General features: G+C 65.2%; 15 protein-coding genes and 1 tRNA gene. 6 read left to right on the top strand and 10 right to left on the bottom strand.

Annotated elements, in window-relative coordinates; translation table 11 throughout:
- Positions 1-37 precede the first annotated feature (37 nt).
- The 7 genes from ABD53_RS00825 to panB all read right to left on the bottom strand — a co-directional run bounded on the left by ABD53_RS00825 (position 38) and on the right by panB (position 8,576).
- Positions 38-1,225: a mannosyltransferase family protein gene (locus ABD53_RS00825; protein WP_047863835.1), complete on the bottom strand. Its 1,188-nt coding sequence runs from the start codon at positions 1,223-1,225 to the stop codon at positions 38-40.
- Positions 1,226-1,255: 30 nt separating this feature from the next.
- Positions 1,256-2,056: an ABC transporter permease gene (locus ABD53_RS00820; RefSeq protein WP_047863834.1), complete on the bottom strand. Its 801-nt coding sequence runs from the start codon at positions 2,054-2,056 to the stop codon at positions 1,256-1,258.
- Positions 2,046-2,873, bottom strand: coding sequence for an ABC transporter ATP-binding protein (locus ABD53_RS00815; RefSeq protein ID WP_235401211.1), 828 nt, complete (start codon positions 2,871-2,873; stop codon positions 2,046-2,048). Before ABD53_RS00815 ends, ABD53_RS00820 begins: the two co-directional genes overlap by 11 nt.
- The gene (locus ABD53_RS00810) at positions 2,870-4,150 is read right to left on the bottom strand and encodes an NAD(P)/FAD-dependent oxidoreductase (RefSeq protein ID WP_047863833.1); all 1,281 of its coding nucleotides are present in this window, start codon (positions 4,148-4,150) and stop codon (positions 2,870-2,872) included. The genes ABD53_RS00815 and ABD53_RS00810 overlap by 4 nt, the downstream gene beginning before the upstream one ends.
- 457 nt (positions 4,151-4,607) lie before the next feature.
- Positions 4,608-6,785, bottom strand: a complete 2,178-nt coding sequence (locus tag ABD53_RS00805; RefSeq protein WP_047863832.1) for a type IA DNA topoisomerase — start codon at positions 6,783-6,785, stop codon at positions 4,608-4,610.
- 190 nt (positions 6,786-6,975) lie between these two features.
- Complete coding sequence (locus ABD53_RS00800; RefSeq protein ID WP_047863831.1) at positions 6,976-7,722, bottom strand: HAD family hydrolase; 747 nt, start codon at positions 7,720-7,722, stop codon at positions 6,976-6,978.
- Positions 7,719-8,576: a 3-methyl-2-oxobutanoate hydroxymethyltransferase gene (gene panB / locus ABD53_RS00795; RefSeq protein WP_235401210.1), complete on the bottom strand. Its 858-nt coding sequence runs from the start codon at positions 8,574-8,576 to the stop codon at positions 7,719-7,721. Before panB ends, ABD53_RS00800 begins: the two co-directional genes overlap by 4 nt.
- Positions 8,577-8,707: 131 nt before the next feature.
- Here panB and ABD53_RS00790 point away from each other — a divergent pair.
- Positions 8,708-8,795, top strand: a tRNA-Ser gene (locus ABD53_RS00790).
- Positions 8,796-9,045: 250 nt separating this feature from the next.
- Here the strand turns inward: ABD53_RS00790 and ABD53_RS00785 are convergent.
- The 3 genes from ABD53_RS00785 to ABD53_RS17380 all read right to left on the bottom strand — a co-directional run bounded on the left by ABD53_RS00785 (position 9,046) and on the right by ABD53_RS17380 (position 11,820).
- Complete coding sequence (locus tag ABD53_RS00785) at positions 9,046-9,243, bottom strand: hypothetical protein (protein ID WP_047863830.1); 198 nt, start codon at positions 9,241-9,243, stop codon at positions 9,046-9,048.
- Between the two features lie 213 nt (positions 9,244-9,456).
- Positions 9,457-10,173 (bottom strand): 2-phosphosulfolactate phosphatase, encoded by a 717-nt coding sequence (locus tag ABD53_RS15515; protein ID WP_053057515.1) that lies wholly within the window; start codon positions 10,171-10,173, stop codon positions 9,457-9,459.
- 207 nt (positions 10,174-10,380) lie between these two features.
- The gene (locus ABD53_RS17380; RefSeq protein WP_200900235.1) at positions 10,381-11,820 is read right to left on the bottom strand and encodes a septal ring lytic transglycosylase RlpA family protein; all 1,440 of its coding nucleotides are present in this window, start codon (positions 11,818-11,820) and stop codon (positions 10,381-10,383) included.
- Positions 11,821-12,220: 400 nt separating this feature from the next.
- On the opposite strand from ABD53_RS17380, the gene ABD53_RS00770 reads away from it, so the two are divergent.
- The 5 genes from ABD53_RS00770 (at position 12,221) to moeB (ending at position 17,073) form a co-directional block, all read left to right on the top strand.
- Entirely contained in the window at positions 12,221-13,219 is a 999-nt protein-coding gene (locus ABD53_RS00770; RefSeq protein ID WP_047863829.1) for an aldo/keto reductase, read from the top strand.
- Between the two features lie 6 nt (positions 13,220-13,225).
- A complete protein-coding gene (locus tag ABD53_RS00765; RefSeq protein WP_047863828.1) occupies positions 13,226-13,966 on the top strand; it encodes a chlorite dismutase family protein in 741 nt (246 codons plus the stop codon).
- 246 nt (positions 13,967-14,212) lie between these two features.
- Positions 14,213-15,139 (top strand): PLP-dependent cysteine synthase family protein, encoded by a 927-nt coding sequence (locus ABD53_RS00760; protein ID WP_047863827.1) that lies wholly within the window; start codon positions 14,213-14,215, stop codon positions 15,137-15,139.
- Position 15,140: 1 nt separating this feature from the next.
- Positions 15,141-15,560: a Mov34/MPN/PAD-1 family protein gene (locus tag ABD53_RS00755; protein WP_053057514.1), complete on the top strand. Its 420-nt coding sequence runs from the start codon at positions 15,141-15,143 to the stop codon at positions 15,558-15,560.
- 55 nt (positions 15,561-15,615) lie between these two features.
- Complete coding sequence (gene moeB, locus ABD53_RS00750; protein WP_047863826.1) at positions 15,616-17,073, top strand: molybdopterin-synthase adenylyltransferase MoeB; 1,458 nt, start codon at positions 15,616-15,618, stop codon at positions 17,071-17,073.
- Positions 17,074-17,199 lie beyond the last annotated feature (126 nt).

Below are 17,199 nucleotides of genomic sequence, written 5' to 3'. Positions count from 1 at the left end.
GCAGGAGCCCCTGGCCCTCTCCGGACGCCCCTCTGGCTCAGGCCACCCAGTGCCAGGTAACGAAGAGCGCGGCCATCCAGACGCCCGCGGCCCCGCTAACGAGCACCCAGGCCCCCAGTGCGAGCCGGCCCAGAGGGAGGCGGGATAGCGCGAGCCCGATCACCAGGAACATCGGGAACGCCCCCAGCAGGAACCGGGGCAGGCTCATCAGTGGGAGGTCCGGGTTCGGGGCGAGCATCCCCGCGAGCACCAGGGCGAGCGCGTACAGGGAGAGCCCCGGCGGCAGGAGCATTACCCCCGCCCCCATCGCCACCAGAAACAGCCCGAGAAATATCAGGTTCAAGGTGTTCGAGGCGGACAGCGTGGGACCCGCGGTAGAGCTAGCCAGGAGCTCCAGGGGCCGCGCCAGGTAAGAGGCCCCGTCGCCCGCCGCGGACCAGGCCGCGGAGAGCGTGGCCACCGGGCTCGCGGGCTCCCGGCCCCAGTAGTCCTCCTGCTGGCCCAAGGAGACCAGGGGCTCCCCGAACCGGACCCACAAAAAGGCCAGGTACGCCGCCGTCCCCGCCGGGGCCAGGGCGGCGGATAAGAGCCCCGGCGCGCCGATCTCGCGCCGGTAACGCAGCCACTCCACGGCCAGGGGGATCACCAGGAGCACGCCGAGGCTGCGCGTGGCGGCCGCCAGGGCACCGAGAGCCCCGGCGAGCAGCAGCTCCCGTCGCACCATCGCGGCCCAGATGCAGCCGGCGGAGAGCGCCAGAAAAAGCGCCTCGGTATACACCGCGTTCAGGAAAAAAGCCGTCGGGAAGAAGGCCGTTACCAGGGCGGCCGCCCGGGCCGCCCGCGTGTCGTACAGGCGCTCGGCGATACGGTAGACGAAGTACAGCGCAAAGAAGGTGGCGGCGAGCGAGATCGCCACGCCCCATAAGGCCGGCCCGCCGCCGACGAGCGTGCCGAGCCGGATCAGCAGCGGGTACAGCGGGAAAAACGCCGTCGAGGCCGGGTAGCGGGCGTCGTAGCCGCCGGTGGCGATCTCGGAGTACCAGGCCCCGTCCCAGCGCGCCCAGTACCCGAAGACGCCCCCGGGCCCGAGCGGGTCCCCGGCGGGCTCCGCATCTGCGATAAAAGCGGCGGCGAGCGCCCCCGCTCCCATGAAGAGCAGGCGGCTCGCCGCGAAGACGGCAAGGACGAAGGGTAAGGCCCCGAGGGATCCAGACGGTCGCTTCACGGGCCCGACGTCTTCAGCCTTCCGGTGGCCCTAGTAGCGGAGGGTCGGACCGCGATGGATGGACCACCACGCCCCGGTGATGCTCAGGACGCAGAACACCACGACCATCACGAGCGTCGGGTAGGGGTTGAGGTCGGAGGCTTCGAGCGCGGCGTAGCGGGCGGCGTCCACTATGTAGAAGATCGGGTTGAACAGCGTGACTATACGCAGGGCGTCCGGCAGCATGTTCACCGAGTAGAAGACCCCGCCGAGGAAGGTCAGCGGCTGCACGACCACGTTGGTCAGAAACGAGATGTGATCCACCCTGGTCGCGAGCACCCCTACCATCGTCCCCACCGAGGAGAAGATAAACGCCGATAGGATGCCTATAACGAACAACAGCAACGGGTGCTGTATGGTGATGTCCACGAAGGGTATCGTGACGATAAATATTCCGGTACCCACTATCACGCCGCGCAGCGTGCCACCTAGCACGTAGGCGAGCGCTATCTGCAGGTCGCTCATCGGGCTCACGAGCACCTCGTCTATGTACCGTTCGCGCTTGGCGTCGAACACGGAGCTAGAGGAGTTGGAGTTCGCGCCGGTTATGAGGCTCATAAACGCGATGCCGGGCAGGATGTAGGTCAGGTACGGCACACCCTGCAGCTCGTCGATGCGCGAGCCCAGCGCCACGCCGAAGACTACGATGTACAACAGCGAGGTCAGAAGCGGCGGCACTATGGTCTGTGTCCAGACGCGCATGAAACGCCTTATCTCGCGCGAGAGCAGCGTCAGGAACGGCTTGTCCGCCAGCGTGCCCTGCAAGGATAGCGAAGACAGGTTACGCAACATGGCCCATCACCTTCAGGTAGACCTCCTCGACGTTGTGGGCGCTGTAGCTCTGCTTCAGGCCGGCCGCCGTGTCCTGGGCGGCTATCTCCCCGCCGGAGATGAGCGCGATCTCATCGCACAGCTCCTCGGCCTCTTCCAGGTAGTGCGTCGTGAGCAGGATCGTCATGCCATCGTGGTTTAGCTCGCGCACGAAGTCCCAGAGCTTGTACCTGAGCTCCACGTCCACCCCGGCGGTCGGCTCGTCCAGGAACAACAGATCCGGGTTGTGCATCAGGGCGCGGGCAAACATTACGCGGCGCTTCATGCCGCCAGAGAGGGTGTTGGTGCGGGTGTGACGCTTTCCGGTAAGCTCAAAGCGGTCGAGAAGCTCCTTTGACCGCTCCTGGGCCTTCTTCTTCGGGACGCCGTAGTACCCGGCGTGGTAGATCATGGTCTCCTCGACCGTCAGGAACTTGTCGAGGTTCACCTCCTGCGGGGAGACCCCGATCATGCGCCGCGCCTCCTTGAACTGCCGGTAGGCGTCCTTGCCGAACACTTCCACCGTCCCGGAGTCGGGCCGCGCCAGGCTTACGATGCTGTTTATGAGCGTGGTCTTGCCCGCCCCGTTCGGTCCGAGCAGCCCGAAGAACCTGCCGCGCGGTATGTCGAGCGACATGTTATCCAGCGCTACCAGACCGCCCTTGTAGGTCTTGGTCAGGCTATCCACCATGAGGGCGGGTGGTTCGCTGTTATTACCGGATCTCCCACTGCCGTTGATGCCGTTGTTGCCATTGATACCGTTGATACCGTTGATACCGCTGTTGCCGTTCTCGCTCACGCGGCCTCCCTCGTCGCGGCGAGCACCGCGCCGGCGGCCCGCTCACCGGAGAGCATGGAGCCGTTTATGGAGGAGTCCTGGGTATACTCCCCGGCCAGATACAGGCCCGGCGTCCGGGGCTCGTTTCCGGCTAGCGTCGCGTGTATCCCCGGCGGCTGGTCGAACTGGGCGAACGGTATCCGGTACACGGCGAGCGGCGAGAGGTCGGCCTCCGGCGCCCACCGGGTTATATCTTGCATGCCGCGCCGGTACGTCTCCTCGTCGGTGAGCTTCATACTATCCTCGCCCAGCGCGACCGCGCTTACCAGCCCGCGTCCCTCTGGCGCGTAGCCGGGCGCGACCTGGCTTACCTCCACGACGTTGTTCAAGAATCCCTCGTCTTCCGCGTTGAGCATTATCTTCTTTCCGCCGAGGCTCCCCGGCGCGCAGGAGTAGTACACGCAGGTCTGCGCCAGTCCTCGCCGGGGCGCGTCAGCGCCGGAGAGCCTCGCCGCCTCCGGCCCCTCGGCGGCGACCACGACGGCGTCCGCCTCGTGCTCGCCCTGCGCCGTGCGTATCCCGGTAACGCCGTCACCGTCCCGCAGCAACTCCCTGACCGGCTCGTTCAGCCGGACCGCGCCCTCCGGCAGCCGGGAGAGGAGCTGCCGGGGTATGGCACCCATCCCGCGGGCGGGGACGGCGGTCTTGCCGGTGGCGAGCATCCTGAAGGTAAACCGCAGCACCTTGGCCGAGGTAGAGAGGCTCCGGTCCAGGAGTATACCGCCGTAGAACGGCCTGAAGAAGCCGTCTATGAACCGCTCCGAGAAACCGGCCCGCCTCAGATACGCCTCGCTCGACTCGTCCGGCTCCGGGCCGGAGCCTCCGCCCCACTCACCGGCGGCCTCGACGCCGCCCGGCGCCGCACTGGCGGCCAGCCGCAGGGTCAGGAGCTTGTCCTTAAGACCGGCCACGTCCGAGAACAGGGAGGGCAGCAGAGCTTTCGGGTCCCGCAGAGGGTCGGCGAGCACGTCCCGTCCCCCTCCCCGGCACACTACCGCACCCGGGTCGAAGGCCCGGAGGTCCAGCGCGCCGTGATCCAGATGCCGGCTCGACGCCGGGTAGGCGGTAAAGTACACCTGAAATCCCCGGTCCAGCAGGAAGCCGTCGCGCTCGTCGGTGCGCACGCGGCCACCGACGCCGTCGGAAGCCTCGAAGACCTCGACGTCGGCTCCGTTCTCGGAGATAACCTTGGCGCAGGTGAGACCGGCGAGACCGGCCCCGACGACTATCACCTTCATAATGGATGTACCGCATTCATGTCCGCATCATATCCGCAGGAGAGTGTACCCTCGGTTCCCCGAACCTACCACCAGGCTTCTCCATGACCGGCGGCCGGGTTCAATGCGCGGGGAGTCTTACCAGGTGAGCCCGATCAACGAGCCTCCAGGTAGCCGCAAACGGGGGGCGAGGAACATACCGGGCTAGCTCACATGGGCGGGCCCCAACCCTCGTCCGCGGCGGCTTCTACGACATGGAGTATATAGAGCCATCCGAGGCGGGCGACAAATGACTGCGCCCCCTGAGTTCGTGGAGAGGGGTAACTCGGAAAAGTCGCCGGTACATGTACAGCGCTGCTTCGGCGTAGACCGGGCCCGTCCGGCTCCGGCAGCTACTAGAGGCCGGAATCCATGTCCAGCCCCCGCCACTGACGTTCTCTTTTACGGACCAGAAAGGTCGCCAACCGAGCCTCGGACCTTACTTCTTCTCGCCGAATTCCAGCTTCACCCGATACTCCTCGTCCAGCTTTAGCGCGGCGGAGAATGGCTTTCCGGCCTTGCTCTTGAAGCCCTTTAGCTCGGCGGTCTTGCCCTGCTTGAGGAGCTGACGGGCCTGAGACTCGCTGATCCGCTTTCCGGCCACGGTCTTCCAGATGGCGAACTTGCAGCCCTTATCCTTCCACGCCGAGCAGCCGTAGGATTTCTTCGTCTCCACCACCGGCGCGCCGCACTTCGGGCACTCTCCCACGGGAGCGGACGGTTTCTTGCTGCCTCCGTTGTTTCGGGAGACTCCGGCAGGCGCGGCGACCTTCTCACCCTTCATGCCGCGTACCGAGTCCACGACCGAGGCCGCGAACTCCTCGATCCCCCGCATGAACGCTGCGCGATCCTCCTGGCCGCGCTCCATCTTCGCGAGGCGCTCCTCCCAGCGGGCGGTCAGCTCTGGCGAGGCGAGCGAGTCGTCCGCGAGGAGGGAGATCAGGGCCCGCCCCTTCTCGGTCGGCACCAGGGTCTTCTTCTCACGCTCCGCGTAGCCGACCTTTAAGAGCCGCTCTATCGTCGCCGCCCGGGTGGCCGGGGTGCCGAGCCCGGAGTCCTTCATCTGCTGGCGGAGCTCCTCATCCTCCACGAGCTTGCCGGCGGTCTCCATCGCCCCGAGCAGCGCCGACTCCGAGTACCGGGGCGGCGGCTTGGTCTCGCCCTCCTTGACCCCGGTCTTCACCACCGGCCAGCTCTCTCCTTCCCCTATCTCCGGCAGCACAGGCGGCTCCTTATCCTTCTTGCCGCCGGTCCCCTCCGGGTACAGCCTGCGCCATCCCCTCTCCAGCACGACGCGCCCCTTGGACACGAACGTCTCACCCTCGACCGCGGTGATCACGGTGGTGTTCTCGAACCGGGCCTGTGGGAAGAAGACGGAGAGAAAGCGCCGGGCGACGAGATCGTAGACCTTCGCCTCGTCCGGGGGAAGCCCGCCGGATGGCTTCCTGTTCGTCGGCACGATGGCGTGGTGGTCGGTAACCCTGGAGTCGTCCACGACGCGCTTCGTGGACCTCGTTACCGGCAGCTTCTCCAGCGTCAGGAGCTCTTCGGCGAACGGAGAGAGCTCCGGCAGCCCGCCGGCGGCCTCGACGCGCTTCTTGAGCCCCTCGACCATGTCGCCGGAGAGGTAGCGGCTGGAGGTGCGGGGATAGGTGATGAGCTTGCGCCCTTCGTACAGCGACTGCGCCGCCTTCAGGGTACGATCCGCGGAGAACCCGTACCAGGCGTTGGCGTTTCGCTGCAGCTCGGTGAGGTCGTGCAGTAGCGGCGGCTTCTCGGCTGCGGTCTTTCTCTGCACCTTGCGCACCGCGCCCGCACCGCCGCGCACCTTCGCGGCGATCTCGTCTGCCGCCTCTCTGGTGGAGAGCCGGCTCTGGTTCTGCCCCTTCTCATCCTTCTCGTCCTTGAACCACAGCCCGTCGTAGGTCTCACCTTCCTTCGAGAACCGGGCGTGGACGGTCCAGAACTTCTCGGGCACGAAGCTCTGTATCTCGCGCTCGCGGTCCACGAGCACCTTCAGCGTCGGGGTCTGGACGCGGCCGACGGAGAGGACGTTTCCGGGACAGCCGAACTTGGCGGAGTACGCCCGGGTCGCGTTCATGCCGACCACCCAGTCCGCCTCGGAGCGGCTGCGGGCCGCGTCTTCCAGGGGTCTCATCTGACGCCCGTCACGCAGGGAGGCGAAGCCCTCACGGATCGCCTCGTGGGTTAGAGAGGAGATCCAGAGCCGCTTCACGGGCTTCTTGCAGCCGGAGAGACCGTAGAGGTAGGCGAAGATGAGCTCCCCCTCCCTCCCGGCGTCGCAGGCGTTCACGACCTCACTCGTCCCGGGATCCCGCATAAGAGATTTCACGAGCTCGAACTGCTTGCGGGTCTTCGGGGTGACGCGGACCTTGAAGCTCTCTGGCAGGATCGGCAGCCGGTCGAGGCTCCAGCGTTTGTACTCCTCCCCGTAAGCGTCGGGCGGAGCCAGCTCCACGAGGTGCCCGAGCGCCCACGTCACGGTCCAGCCCTCGCCGTCGAGACGGCCCTCGCCCTTGCGGTGCCGGCCCAGGGCACTCGCTATGTCCCGCCCGACGGACGGCTTCTCGGCGACTATGAGCCTCGTCTCACCCATCGCGGGGAGTATAGGGGATGTGGAGTAGCCTCCCAGCGGTCGCCCATCCTCGGACCGCCGCAGAAGCGCCCAGGGCCCGCCGCAAGACGTTTGCCCTACAAAGCATCCTGCAAATTGATACACACTCGTCTCCCACCGGTATATGGTGCAAAGGGACGAGACCGAAGATCCCCGGAGTTCCCGCCCGGGGCTACTCCTGAGCCTCTCCTCCGTCGTGCGCCGGGACGAGCATGCCTTCAAGCGAGCCCAGGTCTTTTATCTCTTCTGCGGCCCCTGGGTCGGGCGCCGCCAGCCCGTACCGGTTCAGCCACACGGCCCGGATTCCTGCGGCCCGGGCGCCGACCACGTCGCTCTCCCAGGAGTCCCCGACCACGAGCGCCTCTCCGGCGGAGCACCCCACGCGCTCCAGCGCCACGCGGAATATGTAGGGGTCCGGCTTGGCTACGCCGACCTCCTCAGACGCGACCAGCTCGTCCACGTACTGCGTGAGATCCAGGGCCCCCAGCTTGGCCCGCTGCTCGTCGAGCAGGTTGTTGGTCACGACCGCGACCCTGGCGCGGCGCCCAACCCGCTCCAGAAGCCGCCCGGCCCCGGAAACCTGTTGCCAGGACTCTCGGTACGCCCGCCCATATACCTCCGCAGCCTCCCGCACGGCGGCATCCGGCGACTGACCAGGCTCCGAGAGCTCAGAGAACAGCCGCCTGAAACGCTCGTGGCGTGACTGTTCGAGCGTGAGCTCGCCGCTCAGCAACCGCACGTGGACCTCCTCCAGCAGCCGGGCGTAGGTCTCGCGCAGCTCGGGCCACGGTACTCGCGACAGCTCGGGGTGCTCCCCCCTGACGCTCCACAGGGCAGTCCGGGAGGAGTGCCCGTGGTCGAAGAGGGTGTCGTCGAGGTCGAAAAGCACCGCCCGGGGGTAGCCTCTCGCCGGGCTCAATCCTCTTCCGGTCCCCAGAGCTTCTCCCGCTCGCCGTTCTCCATGCCGTACGCGTGCTCTTCCCCCGGAAATTCCCCTCCTTTGACCTCGGAGAGATAATCCCTGACGGCCCGATCCATCTCCCCGGCGAGGGCGGCGTAGCGCTTCAGGTAGCGCGGCGTCATCTCCTCCTGGATGCCGAGCATGTCCGTGGAGACGAGCACCTGTCCGTCGCAACCTGACCCGGCTCCGATCCCCACGACCGGGACCTCCAGAGACCGGCTCAACATCTCCCCGACCGGCGCCGGGACGGCCTCGGCGACGACCATGAAAGCCCCGGCCTCCTCCAGAGCCCGGGCGTTTCGCAGGATCTCTCGGGCCTCCGCCGCGGTCCTCGCCCGGACCTTGAACCCGCCCGAGCCCGCGGAGCTCTGCGGCGTGAGGCCCACGTGCCCGACCACGGGAATCCCCGCCCCGGCGATCGCCCGCACGGAAGAAGCCACCTCCACGCCCCCTTCGAGCTTGACCGCCGTAGCGCCGCCCTCTTTTATCAGCCGCACCGCCGAGTTCAGGGCCCTCTCGGGCCCCGCCTCGTAAGAGCCGAACGGGAGATCGGAGATCACGAGCGCCCTGTCCGCGCCTCGAGCCACGGCCCGGGTGTGGTGGATAACATCCTCCAGCGTCACGTACACCGTGGAGTCGTAGCCGAGCACGACCATGCCAAGAGAGTCCCCAACGAGCAGAACATCCGCCCCGGCACGGTCGAGTATGCGCGCCGTGGGATAATCGTAGGCCGTGAGCATCCCTATCTTCTCACCCCGGCGTTTCATCTCCAGAAGCCCGGGGACGCCCACGTTATTCTTGCCCTCGGCCAAACCTCTCCGCCTCCTGATCCCTGCTTTATCTCCGGGTGATCCCCACGCCCCCGCTTACCGGAGCTTACCGGGCCAACGAGCTCGGGATAGGGGAGTTTAGCAGCCCGGGAGGTTCTGATATACTCGGCTGCGGAGGAGTGGCCGAGTGGCCTAAGGCGGCACCCTGCTAAGGTGTTATACCCTTATCGGGTATCGAGGGTTCGAATCCCTCCTCCTCCGCTTACCCTCTGACTACAGACGTAATACCGGTCTGCATACCACGCCTCGTACCTCCGGGACCGCCCGTATAACCCTACCAACGCAAGAAGAGGGCCGGGTTAACCCGGCCCTCTCTCAGCCTATCTGAAGGGGGATGGACAGCTCTTACTGCCTCCCTCGCGCTATTCGCTTGGGGCTGGCGACGCTACTGTGCATCCCCCTTCATAGGCTTCTCTTCGACAGACGGCCCACTAGACCGCCAAACGGGGGACTAAGCCATGCCGCGGAGCTCGGCGACCATGTCCAGGCCCTGCTGCTTGCACAGGTCCTTCGGACGCATTATCGCCTGCTCATCCAGCAGGTTGCGGGTACGGGCCTCCTTCTCCAGGTGACGCTCGATGACGTCGATGGCCTTGTCCACATCCTCCCGGGTGTACTCCTTGACCCTCTCGTGGCTGATGGTAGTCATCTGTGTAACTCACCTCCTCTCCTATTGGTTTGGGGGCGAGCTTGCTACTTTGTAACAATTGTTCGCCCTCTTGAGACTCAGAATACGAGCCGCCCACCACGTTGTCAAGAAATTTCGTTCACCGTTTGCATGGTGTTTTTCCGGGGGTTTGTCCGAGGTTCGTTTACCGCTCTTTGATGCCCTTTATCATCTGGTAGCTTTTGCTTTTTCCCTTTATGCGGGTTCCGGGGGCTCATCTTTGTGTTGCGTGAATTTCCCGCCGAGGAGTCGGGGCGCGGCGGGTATGGAGTCTTGCCTGAGACAGAGCTCGATGTCGTCCTCGTGCCCCAGGCGCAGCAGCCTCCGGGCGGCGCTGTTCTTCCAGAGGTTCGAGAAGGGGCGGCGCAGGTAGCTCTCCTCCATCCGGCGGGCGCGGGGGTCGAGCTCGGCTCCCAGGAGACCGAGGCGGTGGATCAGGGCCCCGGCGGCGGACTCGTCTTCGGAGGCGCGGCGGCCCTCCCAGCCACAGCCCACCACGACGATCTCGGAGTCGGGGAAGCGGGTGTGGATCTCGGATGCCAGGCATCCGGCGTTTACGAAGGCCCCGGTGTAGATGGCGGCGGCGCCCAGTCCGGCCTCTATTATCCGGGTACCGTTGGTGGTGCTCATGGCAGCGGTGCCCCCCGCCGGAAGGTGGGCGGCCGAGATCTCCGTCGGCGAGTTGCCAAAATCGAAGCCGGCGACCTTCTCGCTAGCCCGTTCACCAATACGGAGGTCGGCCCGGACGGCGGCGGCCTCCCGGATGGAGGAGACCGGGATCACACGCACTCCCCGCGACACCAGCAACGCCACGGTGGTGCTCGCCCGGAACGCGTCGACCGCCACGAGAACGCTGCCCGCGCGAGCCGCGCTCCGGGCCCCGCGCTCACCCCCGGCGTAGCGTGAGATCATGGCCACTCTCCCCCCGTAAACACGAAAGAGATTATACGGAGCATCGGGGCCTCGGGCCCGCACAAGCCTTCCAGAGGGCACGCGCCTGGCGCGGAATCGCGGGTGAGGACATAGGGGTGAGGATATTAAAGAGGACACAAAAGCGGGACGACCCTCTGGCCGCCCCGCTCGGACTCGCCCGTCAGGACTTCTAGCCTCCTCCGAGGGCTACGCCTTCAGCCTCCTGAAGCCGAGGTGTAGGACGCCGGCGACGAACAGGAACGCAACAAGGTCCGTCACGGAGACCCCGGGAAACGTCACCGGGCCGCCCGTATCCGGCAGCCTCTCGATCCCCACCTCCTGCGTCCCGCCTCCGCCTTCGGAGAGCTGTTTCGTATCCGGGGCTTCCGTATCCGGTCCTTCAGTAGCCTGGCCTTCCTTATTCGGAACTTCCCTAGCCGGGGCTTCCTCGGCTTCGGAGGCCTCCCCGGCGGCTACCGGCGTCTTCTGTTTGCCGGGCTTTTGTATCGAAGCTCCCGAATTCTCCGGATTCTCCGGGGCTCCCGAAACGAAGAGATCCTCCGGCACGGGCGCGGGCTCGGGCGTGTCGGGGGCGTCGGTCGCGGTTCCGGGCTTGGCGGCGACGTTCAGCTCGATCCTGTGCTCGACCGTGGAGCCTGGCTCCACGAGCTCCGTGGGCGGCTCTTGCAGCTCCGCGGGTGGCGGGGCGACGGTCGCCGGCGAAGCTTTCTCGGGCCCGGCTTGACGGTCCTGCTCAGGGGAGATCTCCTGCTCGGGCCCCGGAGTATCCCCGGACGGCTCCGGCGCAGAGGCTTCGGAGACCGGAGGCTCGTACTGATCCTCCGCCACGCCCTGGATTGCACCGTACTGACCGTACTGATCCGCGTCCACGTACTGCTCTTCCGTAACTTCCGTAGCCTCCGTGTCATCCGCAACCTCCGTGGCCTGCTCCGCAACGGAGTACTGGACCAGCCCGCTGCCCTCCTCGGACACAGGCTTCGGGGACTCCTGTACCCTGGCCTCCGGCGCAGAGGCCCGCTCTGGCTCTGGGGCCGGTTCGGCCACTGATTCCAGCGCCGGCTCTTGAGCTGCTCCTGGAGCTGGCTCTGATTCCGGCTCTGATTCCGGCTCTGATTCCGGTTCTGATTCCGGTTCCGGCGCCGGCTCCGAAGTCGTCTCCGTATCTGGTTTCGACTCCGGGGCGGAGCTCCTAGCGGGTGATCCCGAGGCAGCCTGGACGGGGCCTACCGGGGTGCCCGGGTCGACGTACCCCACCTCGACCGGAGCAGAGCCGGCCGCGGTAAGCCCTATATCCCTGGCGGCTATGTAGGATAGATCTATGTCCCGGCCCTGTATGTACGGACCGCGGTCGTTGATCCTGACCACCACGGACTCTCCGCCGTAGGTGACCTCTAGCTTGGTGTCGAACGGCAGCGTCTTGTGGGCCGCCGTGTAAGCGTAGGGGTCGAAGGTCTCCCCGTTGGCCGTGGTCCTGCCGGCGAAGCCATCCCCCAACCCGTACCAGGAGGCCACGAGCTGCTCGGCCCGGCTCGGACCGGCGAGTGAGGCGAGCACCAAGAACAGGGCCACCACCAAGAGGACTAATACTGACAACCGCCGGGCAAGCATCCCTATGACGACATTCAAGAGTTCCCCCTCCTCTGTGCACTCTATGCACTTTTAAGCCACCGGGGCCTCCAGAGCCCACCCGGCTTCAGAATGCCATGAAGGGTAACAACGGCATCATGCGAGTCAAGAAGTTAGCCCGACATCTCATAACATTTCTAACAGAACCACTACCGGTAGTGGTTAGCGAGTATCGCCGCGGAGAGATTTCGGAAACGTTTCGGGGAGATTCAGAGGAGACTCTGAGAGGATTTGCACAGAGTCGGCCAGTATAATGTAGTAGTAAGATGGTAAGGAAAAATCGTCCAGATCGAGCGTCTGACAGGGTCCGGCGAGGTACCCGAGGTGCCGCCCTGGGCCCGCGGCCGTGCAACGGGCGAGTAATTTTTCGGGATAGCAAGAATAGCAGGAGAGGCGGGATATGAGATACCGGAAGCTCGGTAGCACGGATATACAGATTTCGGAGGTCGGGTTCGGCGTCTGGACCATCTCCACCGGATGGTGGGGCGAGGTCGTGGACGAGAACTCCATCCGCCTGTTGGAGTCGGCCTTCGAGAAGGGCATCAACTACTTCGACACCGCCGACACCTACGGCTCGGGCAAGGGCGAGACGCTGCTCGCCGACGCCGGGCTGACGAAGGGCTCGATGCGCGACAGGGTCACGATCTCGACCAAGATCGGCTACGACTTCTACAATCACACCGGCCGTCGCGGCCAGCAGGAGCGCCCCCAGGTGTGGACCGAGGAGTTTCTGCGCTTCGCCCTCGGCGAGAGCCTGAAGCGCCTCGAGACCGACTACGTGGACTTCCTCCAGCTGCACAACACCAAGATGGACGCCATAGACAATGACGCCCTGTTCGAGCTTATGGAAAAGTTCAAGGATGAGGGCAAGGTCCGGGCCTACGGCGTCGCCATCGGGCCGAAGATCGGCTGGCGCGACGAGGGCGTCAGGGCAATGCGGGAGCGTAACGTAGACGGCGTGCAGATGATCTACAACGCCATCGAGCAGGACCCGGGCCGCGACCTCATAGAAGCCGCCCGCGAGACGGATACCGGGCTCGTCGCGCGCGTCCCCCACTCCAGCGGCCTCCTCGAAGGCAACTACGACGAGGAAACCACCTTCGGCGAGAACGACCATCGCCGCCACCGCCCGAAGGAGTGGCTCATAGACGGCCTCAAGAAGGTGGACGCGCTCTCGTTTCTGACCGAGAACGGAGACCGCACCATCGGCCAGGCCGCGCTCAAGTTCTGCCTCGACGCCCCGGAGATATCCTCCACCTTGCCGAACATCTACGGCGAGGAGCAGATCGAGGAGTTCGCCGCCGCCCCCGACACGCCGGACCTCACCGAGGATGAGGCCTCACGCGTCGCAGAGCTATACGAGAGCAACTTCGGCGTCGAGCCCACGCTGAGGAGGTAATCGAACATGACCACCACGACCGGAGACACGCACACCCAGGCCCAGGGCCAGACCGAGGAGGAGCAGCCGCTCCCGGCGCAGTACATAAACTACGTTTTCTTCAAGCTCGACCCCGAGTGGCACAAGCTACCCGAGGAGGAGCGCGAGCTCGGCAAGCAGGAGTTCCTCGAGGTAGCCGAGAGCCACAGCGGCGGCCTGCTGCTCCGCTCCTACTCCCTGATGGGCCTGCGGGCGGACGCCGACTTCATGCTGTGGCGCATCGGCTACGACCTCGACGCCTTCGAGCGGCTGACGACCGCCCTGATGAAGACCGGCCTCGGCAAGCACCTCACGCCCGCCTACTCCTACTTTGGCCTCTCGCGGCGCTCCATCTACGTCGGCGAGCATACCCCGGGCTGGGAGAACAAACGCTACATCATCCCCGGCGAGGGCGACTATCTTTTCGTCTACCCATTCGTCAAGACCCGCTCGTGGTACCAGCTACCCGTGGACGAGCGCCAGCGCATGATGAACGAGCACATGCACATAGGCCGCAAGCACTACCCGGTAAAGAACAACACCGCCTACTCCTTCGGCATAGACGACTACGAGTTCATCCTATCCTTCGAGGCGGAGTCGCCCGAGAAGTTCCAGGATCTGATGATGGAGCTGCGCGAGTCCAAGGCCAGCGCCTACACCGAGCTCGACACCCCTATATTTACCTGCCGCCGGCGCACGCTCGATGAGGTCCTCGACTCTCTGGGCTGAGACCGTAGCCGTAGAGAGCTTACAAATGAACGGCGGAAGAAGAATTTCGTTGGCTCACGAAATCTTTTCTCTTTCACCATAGCGTCACCGGAGACGAGCCAGTATAATCTTTCACATCGCACCGACCTAGGCCGGAGGGTCAAACAAGCCCTCCGGCCCATTCTTTTCTCTGGCCTCCCGCCTACTCCCGTGTAGTATCCACCTACCCTGGACGTTGCCCGGCGGGGCTGTATAATCAATCCCGACATGATTACTCGGATTAAAAACGGGGCCGCCGTCCGGCCGACCGATCTGGTCGGCAACACGCCGCTTCTGGAGCTCTCCGGCATCAGCCGGGAGACCACCGGGGTAAACATCCTGGCCAAGGCCGAGATGTACAACCCGGGAGGTTCCGTGAAGGATCGTCCCGCCCTGTGGATGATCCGGGACGGCGAGCAGACCGGCGCCCTGACACCGGACAAGACGATACTGGACGCCACCAGCGGCAACACCGGGATAGCCTATGCCTGGATCGGGGCCGCCCTGGGATACGACGTAAGGCTGTGCATGCCGTCGAACGCCAGCGAGGAGCGCAAGAAGATCCTGCGCGCCTACGGTGTGGAGACGGTGCTCACCGATCCCGGCGAGGGCTCTGACGGCGCGATCCGGGAGGCCCAGCGCCTCTACGCCGAGGAGCCCGACCGCTACTTCTACCCGGATCAGTACTCCAACGAGGCAAACGCCCGCGCCCACTACGAGTCCACCGGGCCGGAGATCTGGGACGACACCGCCGGGGAGGTCACCCACTTCGTCGCGGGACTCGGGACGAGCGGCACCTTCATGGGCACCTCGCGTCGGCTAAAGGAGTACAACCCGGAGATAAAAGTCATCTCCTTCGAGCCGGACTCGCCGTTCCACGGGCTGGAGGGTATGAAGCACATGGGCAGCGCCATCGTGCCCAGCATCTACGACCCAACGGTGGCCGACGAGAACCGGGGTACGGCGACCGAGGACGCCTACGCGATGGTAAAGCGGCTGGCGCGCGAGGAGGGCATATTGGTCGGCATCTCCGCCGGGGCCGCCGTCCACACCGCGCTACAGGTTGCGAAGGAGATACAAGAGGGCACGGTCGTCACCGTCCTGTGCGACGGGGCCGACAAGTACCTCTCCGAGAGCTTCTGGGAGGAGGACTAGCTTGGCGCTCAAGATCGGCGCGGCCGACATGGATCATATCCACGAACACGCCAGAGAGGCGTACCCTGAGGAGTGCGCCGGGGTGCTCGTCGGCACGGACGACGGTGGGAAGAAGGTCGTCGTGGAGGCGTGGCGCGCCGACAACACCCACGAGGGCGAGCGGGAGCGGCGGTTTCTCATAGAGCCCTTGAAGATCAAGGAGCTCGAGGAAGCAGCCCGCGGACGAGACCTGGACATCCTGGGCTTCTATCACTCACACCCGGACCATCCGGCCGAGCCCTCGGAGTATGACCGGGATCACGCGTGGCCCTACTACTCATACATAATCACCTCGGTCTCGGGAGATGAGATAAAGGACACGAACTCGTGGCTCTTGCGCGACGACCGATCCGGCTACGATTTGGAGCAGGTCGTAGAATAGCCTCTGCAAACCTCTGGAAACTGGCAACCTAGTATTTACAGAAGGAGCATTTCAGATGCCGAACATCAAGATTCCGACGCCGCTGCGGCAATACACGAATAACAACTCCGAGGTGCAGGTCGGCGGCGGCACCGCCGGGGAGGCGCTTGGGAACCTCGCCAGCGAGCACCCCGATCTGCAGAATCACCTGTACACCGGCGACGGCAAGCTCCGTTCGTTCGTGAACGTGTACAAGGGCGACGAGGACATCCGCTTTTTGGACGGCCAGGAGACCGAGGTCGCGGATAACGACGAGCTCTCTATCATCCCGTCAATCGCAGGCGGCGTGCAGAGCCCGATCAAGGGCGCCGAGGAGGTCGAGCTCTCCAACGAGGAGATACAGCGTTACAGCCGCCACCTCATCATGCCCGAGGTCGCCCTCGAAGGGCAGAAGAAGCTGAAGTCTGCCCGCGTGCTGACCATCGGCGCCGGCGGGCTCGGCGCGCCACTGGCTATGTATCTTGCCGCGGCGGGTGTGGGGACCATCGGGATCGTGGACGCCGATGTGGTCGACGAGTCGAATCTGCAGCGCCAGATCATCCACGGCACATCCGACGTCGGCGTCTCCAAGCTCGAGAGCGCCCGGCAGAGCATCGAGAACATAAACCCGAACGTGAACGTCGAGACCTTCGAGGAGGCGCTCACCTCAGATAACGCCCTGCGCATCTTCGAGGACTACGACATCATCGTGGACGGGACGGACAACTTCCCGACCCGCTACCTGGTGAACGACGCCTGCGTTCTGTCGGGCAAGCCGAACGTGTACGGCTCGATCTTCCGCTTCGAGGGTCAGGCCAGCGTGTTCTACGCCGAGGAAGGCCCCTGCTACCGTTGCCTCTACCCCGAGCCGCCGCCCCCCGGCCTCGTGCCGAGCTGCGCCGAAGGCGGCGTGCTCGGAATCCTGCCGGGCATGATCGGCATGGTCCAGGCGACGGAGACGGTCAAGCTCATACTCGGCGAAGGCAATCCGCTCATCGGGCGGCTCATGCTCTACGACGCCCTGGGGATGAGCTTCCGCGAGATGAAGCTCCGCAAGGACCCGGATTGCCCCGTGTGCGGCGAGAACCCGACCGTGACCGAGCTCATAGACTACGAGGACTTCTGCGGCATCCCGCAGGCCACGGCAGCCGAAGAGGAGGCCGCGAAGAGCATACCCGAGATCTCGGTCACCGAGCTCAAGGACAAGCTGGATAACGGCGAGAACATCAACGTGCTCGACGTGCGCGAGAGCCACGAGTACGAGGTCGCGAACCTGGGCGAGAGCGTGACACGCCTGATCCCGGTCGGCGAGCTCCCGAACCACATAGACGAGCTGGACAAGAACGAGAACTTCGCCGTCCACTGCAAGACCGGCGCCCGCAGCGCCCGGGCCGTGCAGCTCCTGCAGGAGGCGGGCTTCGAGAACGTCTACAACGTTACGGGCGGCATCACCGCCTGGTCCGAGGAGATAGACCCGAGCGTCCCCAAGTACTAGGGACCAGACCGGGCTACAGCGACGGCGGGACGGGGTCTCTACGGGCCCCGTCCCGTTTCTGTTTGCGGCGCCCTCCCGGCTAACTATGCACCGGCTCGCTCCGCTCTCCTACCCTGTCCCTAAAAC

The organism is Rubrobacter aplysinae (assembly GCF_001029505.1).
In the GTDB taxonomy this organism is placed as follows: Bacteria; Actinomycetota; Rubrobacteria; order Rubrobacterales; family Rubrobacteraceae; genus Rubrobacter_A; species Rubrobacter_A aplysinae.
This window is presented reverse-complemented; position numbering and strand designations above follow the sequence as displayed.

Bases quoted from the DNA above. Each gene is read 5' to 3' on its own strand.
- ABD53_RS00765 (WP_047863828.1), top strand. From the start codon at position 13,226: ATGACCACCACGACCGGAGACACGCACACCCAGGCCCAGGGCCAGACC.
- ABD53_RS15515 (WP_053057515.1), bottom strand. From the start codon at position 10,173: ATGATCTCACGCTACGCCGGGGGTGAGCGCGGGGCCCGGAGCGCGGCT.
- ABD53_RS00760 (WP_047863827.1), top strand. From the start codon at position 14,213: ATGATTACTCGGATTAAAAACGGGGCCGCCGTCCGGCCGACCGATCTG.
- ABD53_RS00810 (WP_047863833.1), bottom strand. From the start codon at position 4,150: ATGAAGGTGATAGTCGTCGGGGCCGGTCTCGCCGGTCTCACCTGCGCC.
- ABD53_RS00805 (WP_047863832.1), bottom strand. From the start codon at position 6,785: ATGGGTGAGACGAGGCTCATAGTCGCCGAGAAGCCGTCCGTCGGGCGG.
- ABD53_RS00770 (WP_047863829.1), top strand. From the start codon at position 12,221: ATGAGATACCGGAAGCTCGGTAGCACGGATATACAGATTTCGGAGGTC.
- ABD53_RS00785 (WP_047863830.1), bottom strand. From the start codon at position 9,243: ATGACTACCATCAGCCACGAGAGGGTCAAGGAGTACACCCGGGAGGAT.
- ABD53_RS00820 (WP_047863834.1), bottom strand. From the start codon at position 2,056: ATGTTGCGTAACCTGTCTTCGCTATCCTTGCAGGGCACGCTGGCGGAC.
- moeB (WP_047863826.1), top strand. From the start codon at position 15,616: ATGCCGAACATCAAGATTCCGACGCCGCTGCGGCAATACACGAATAAC.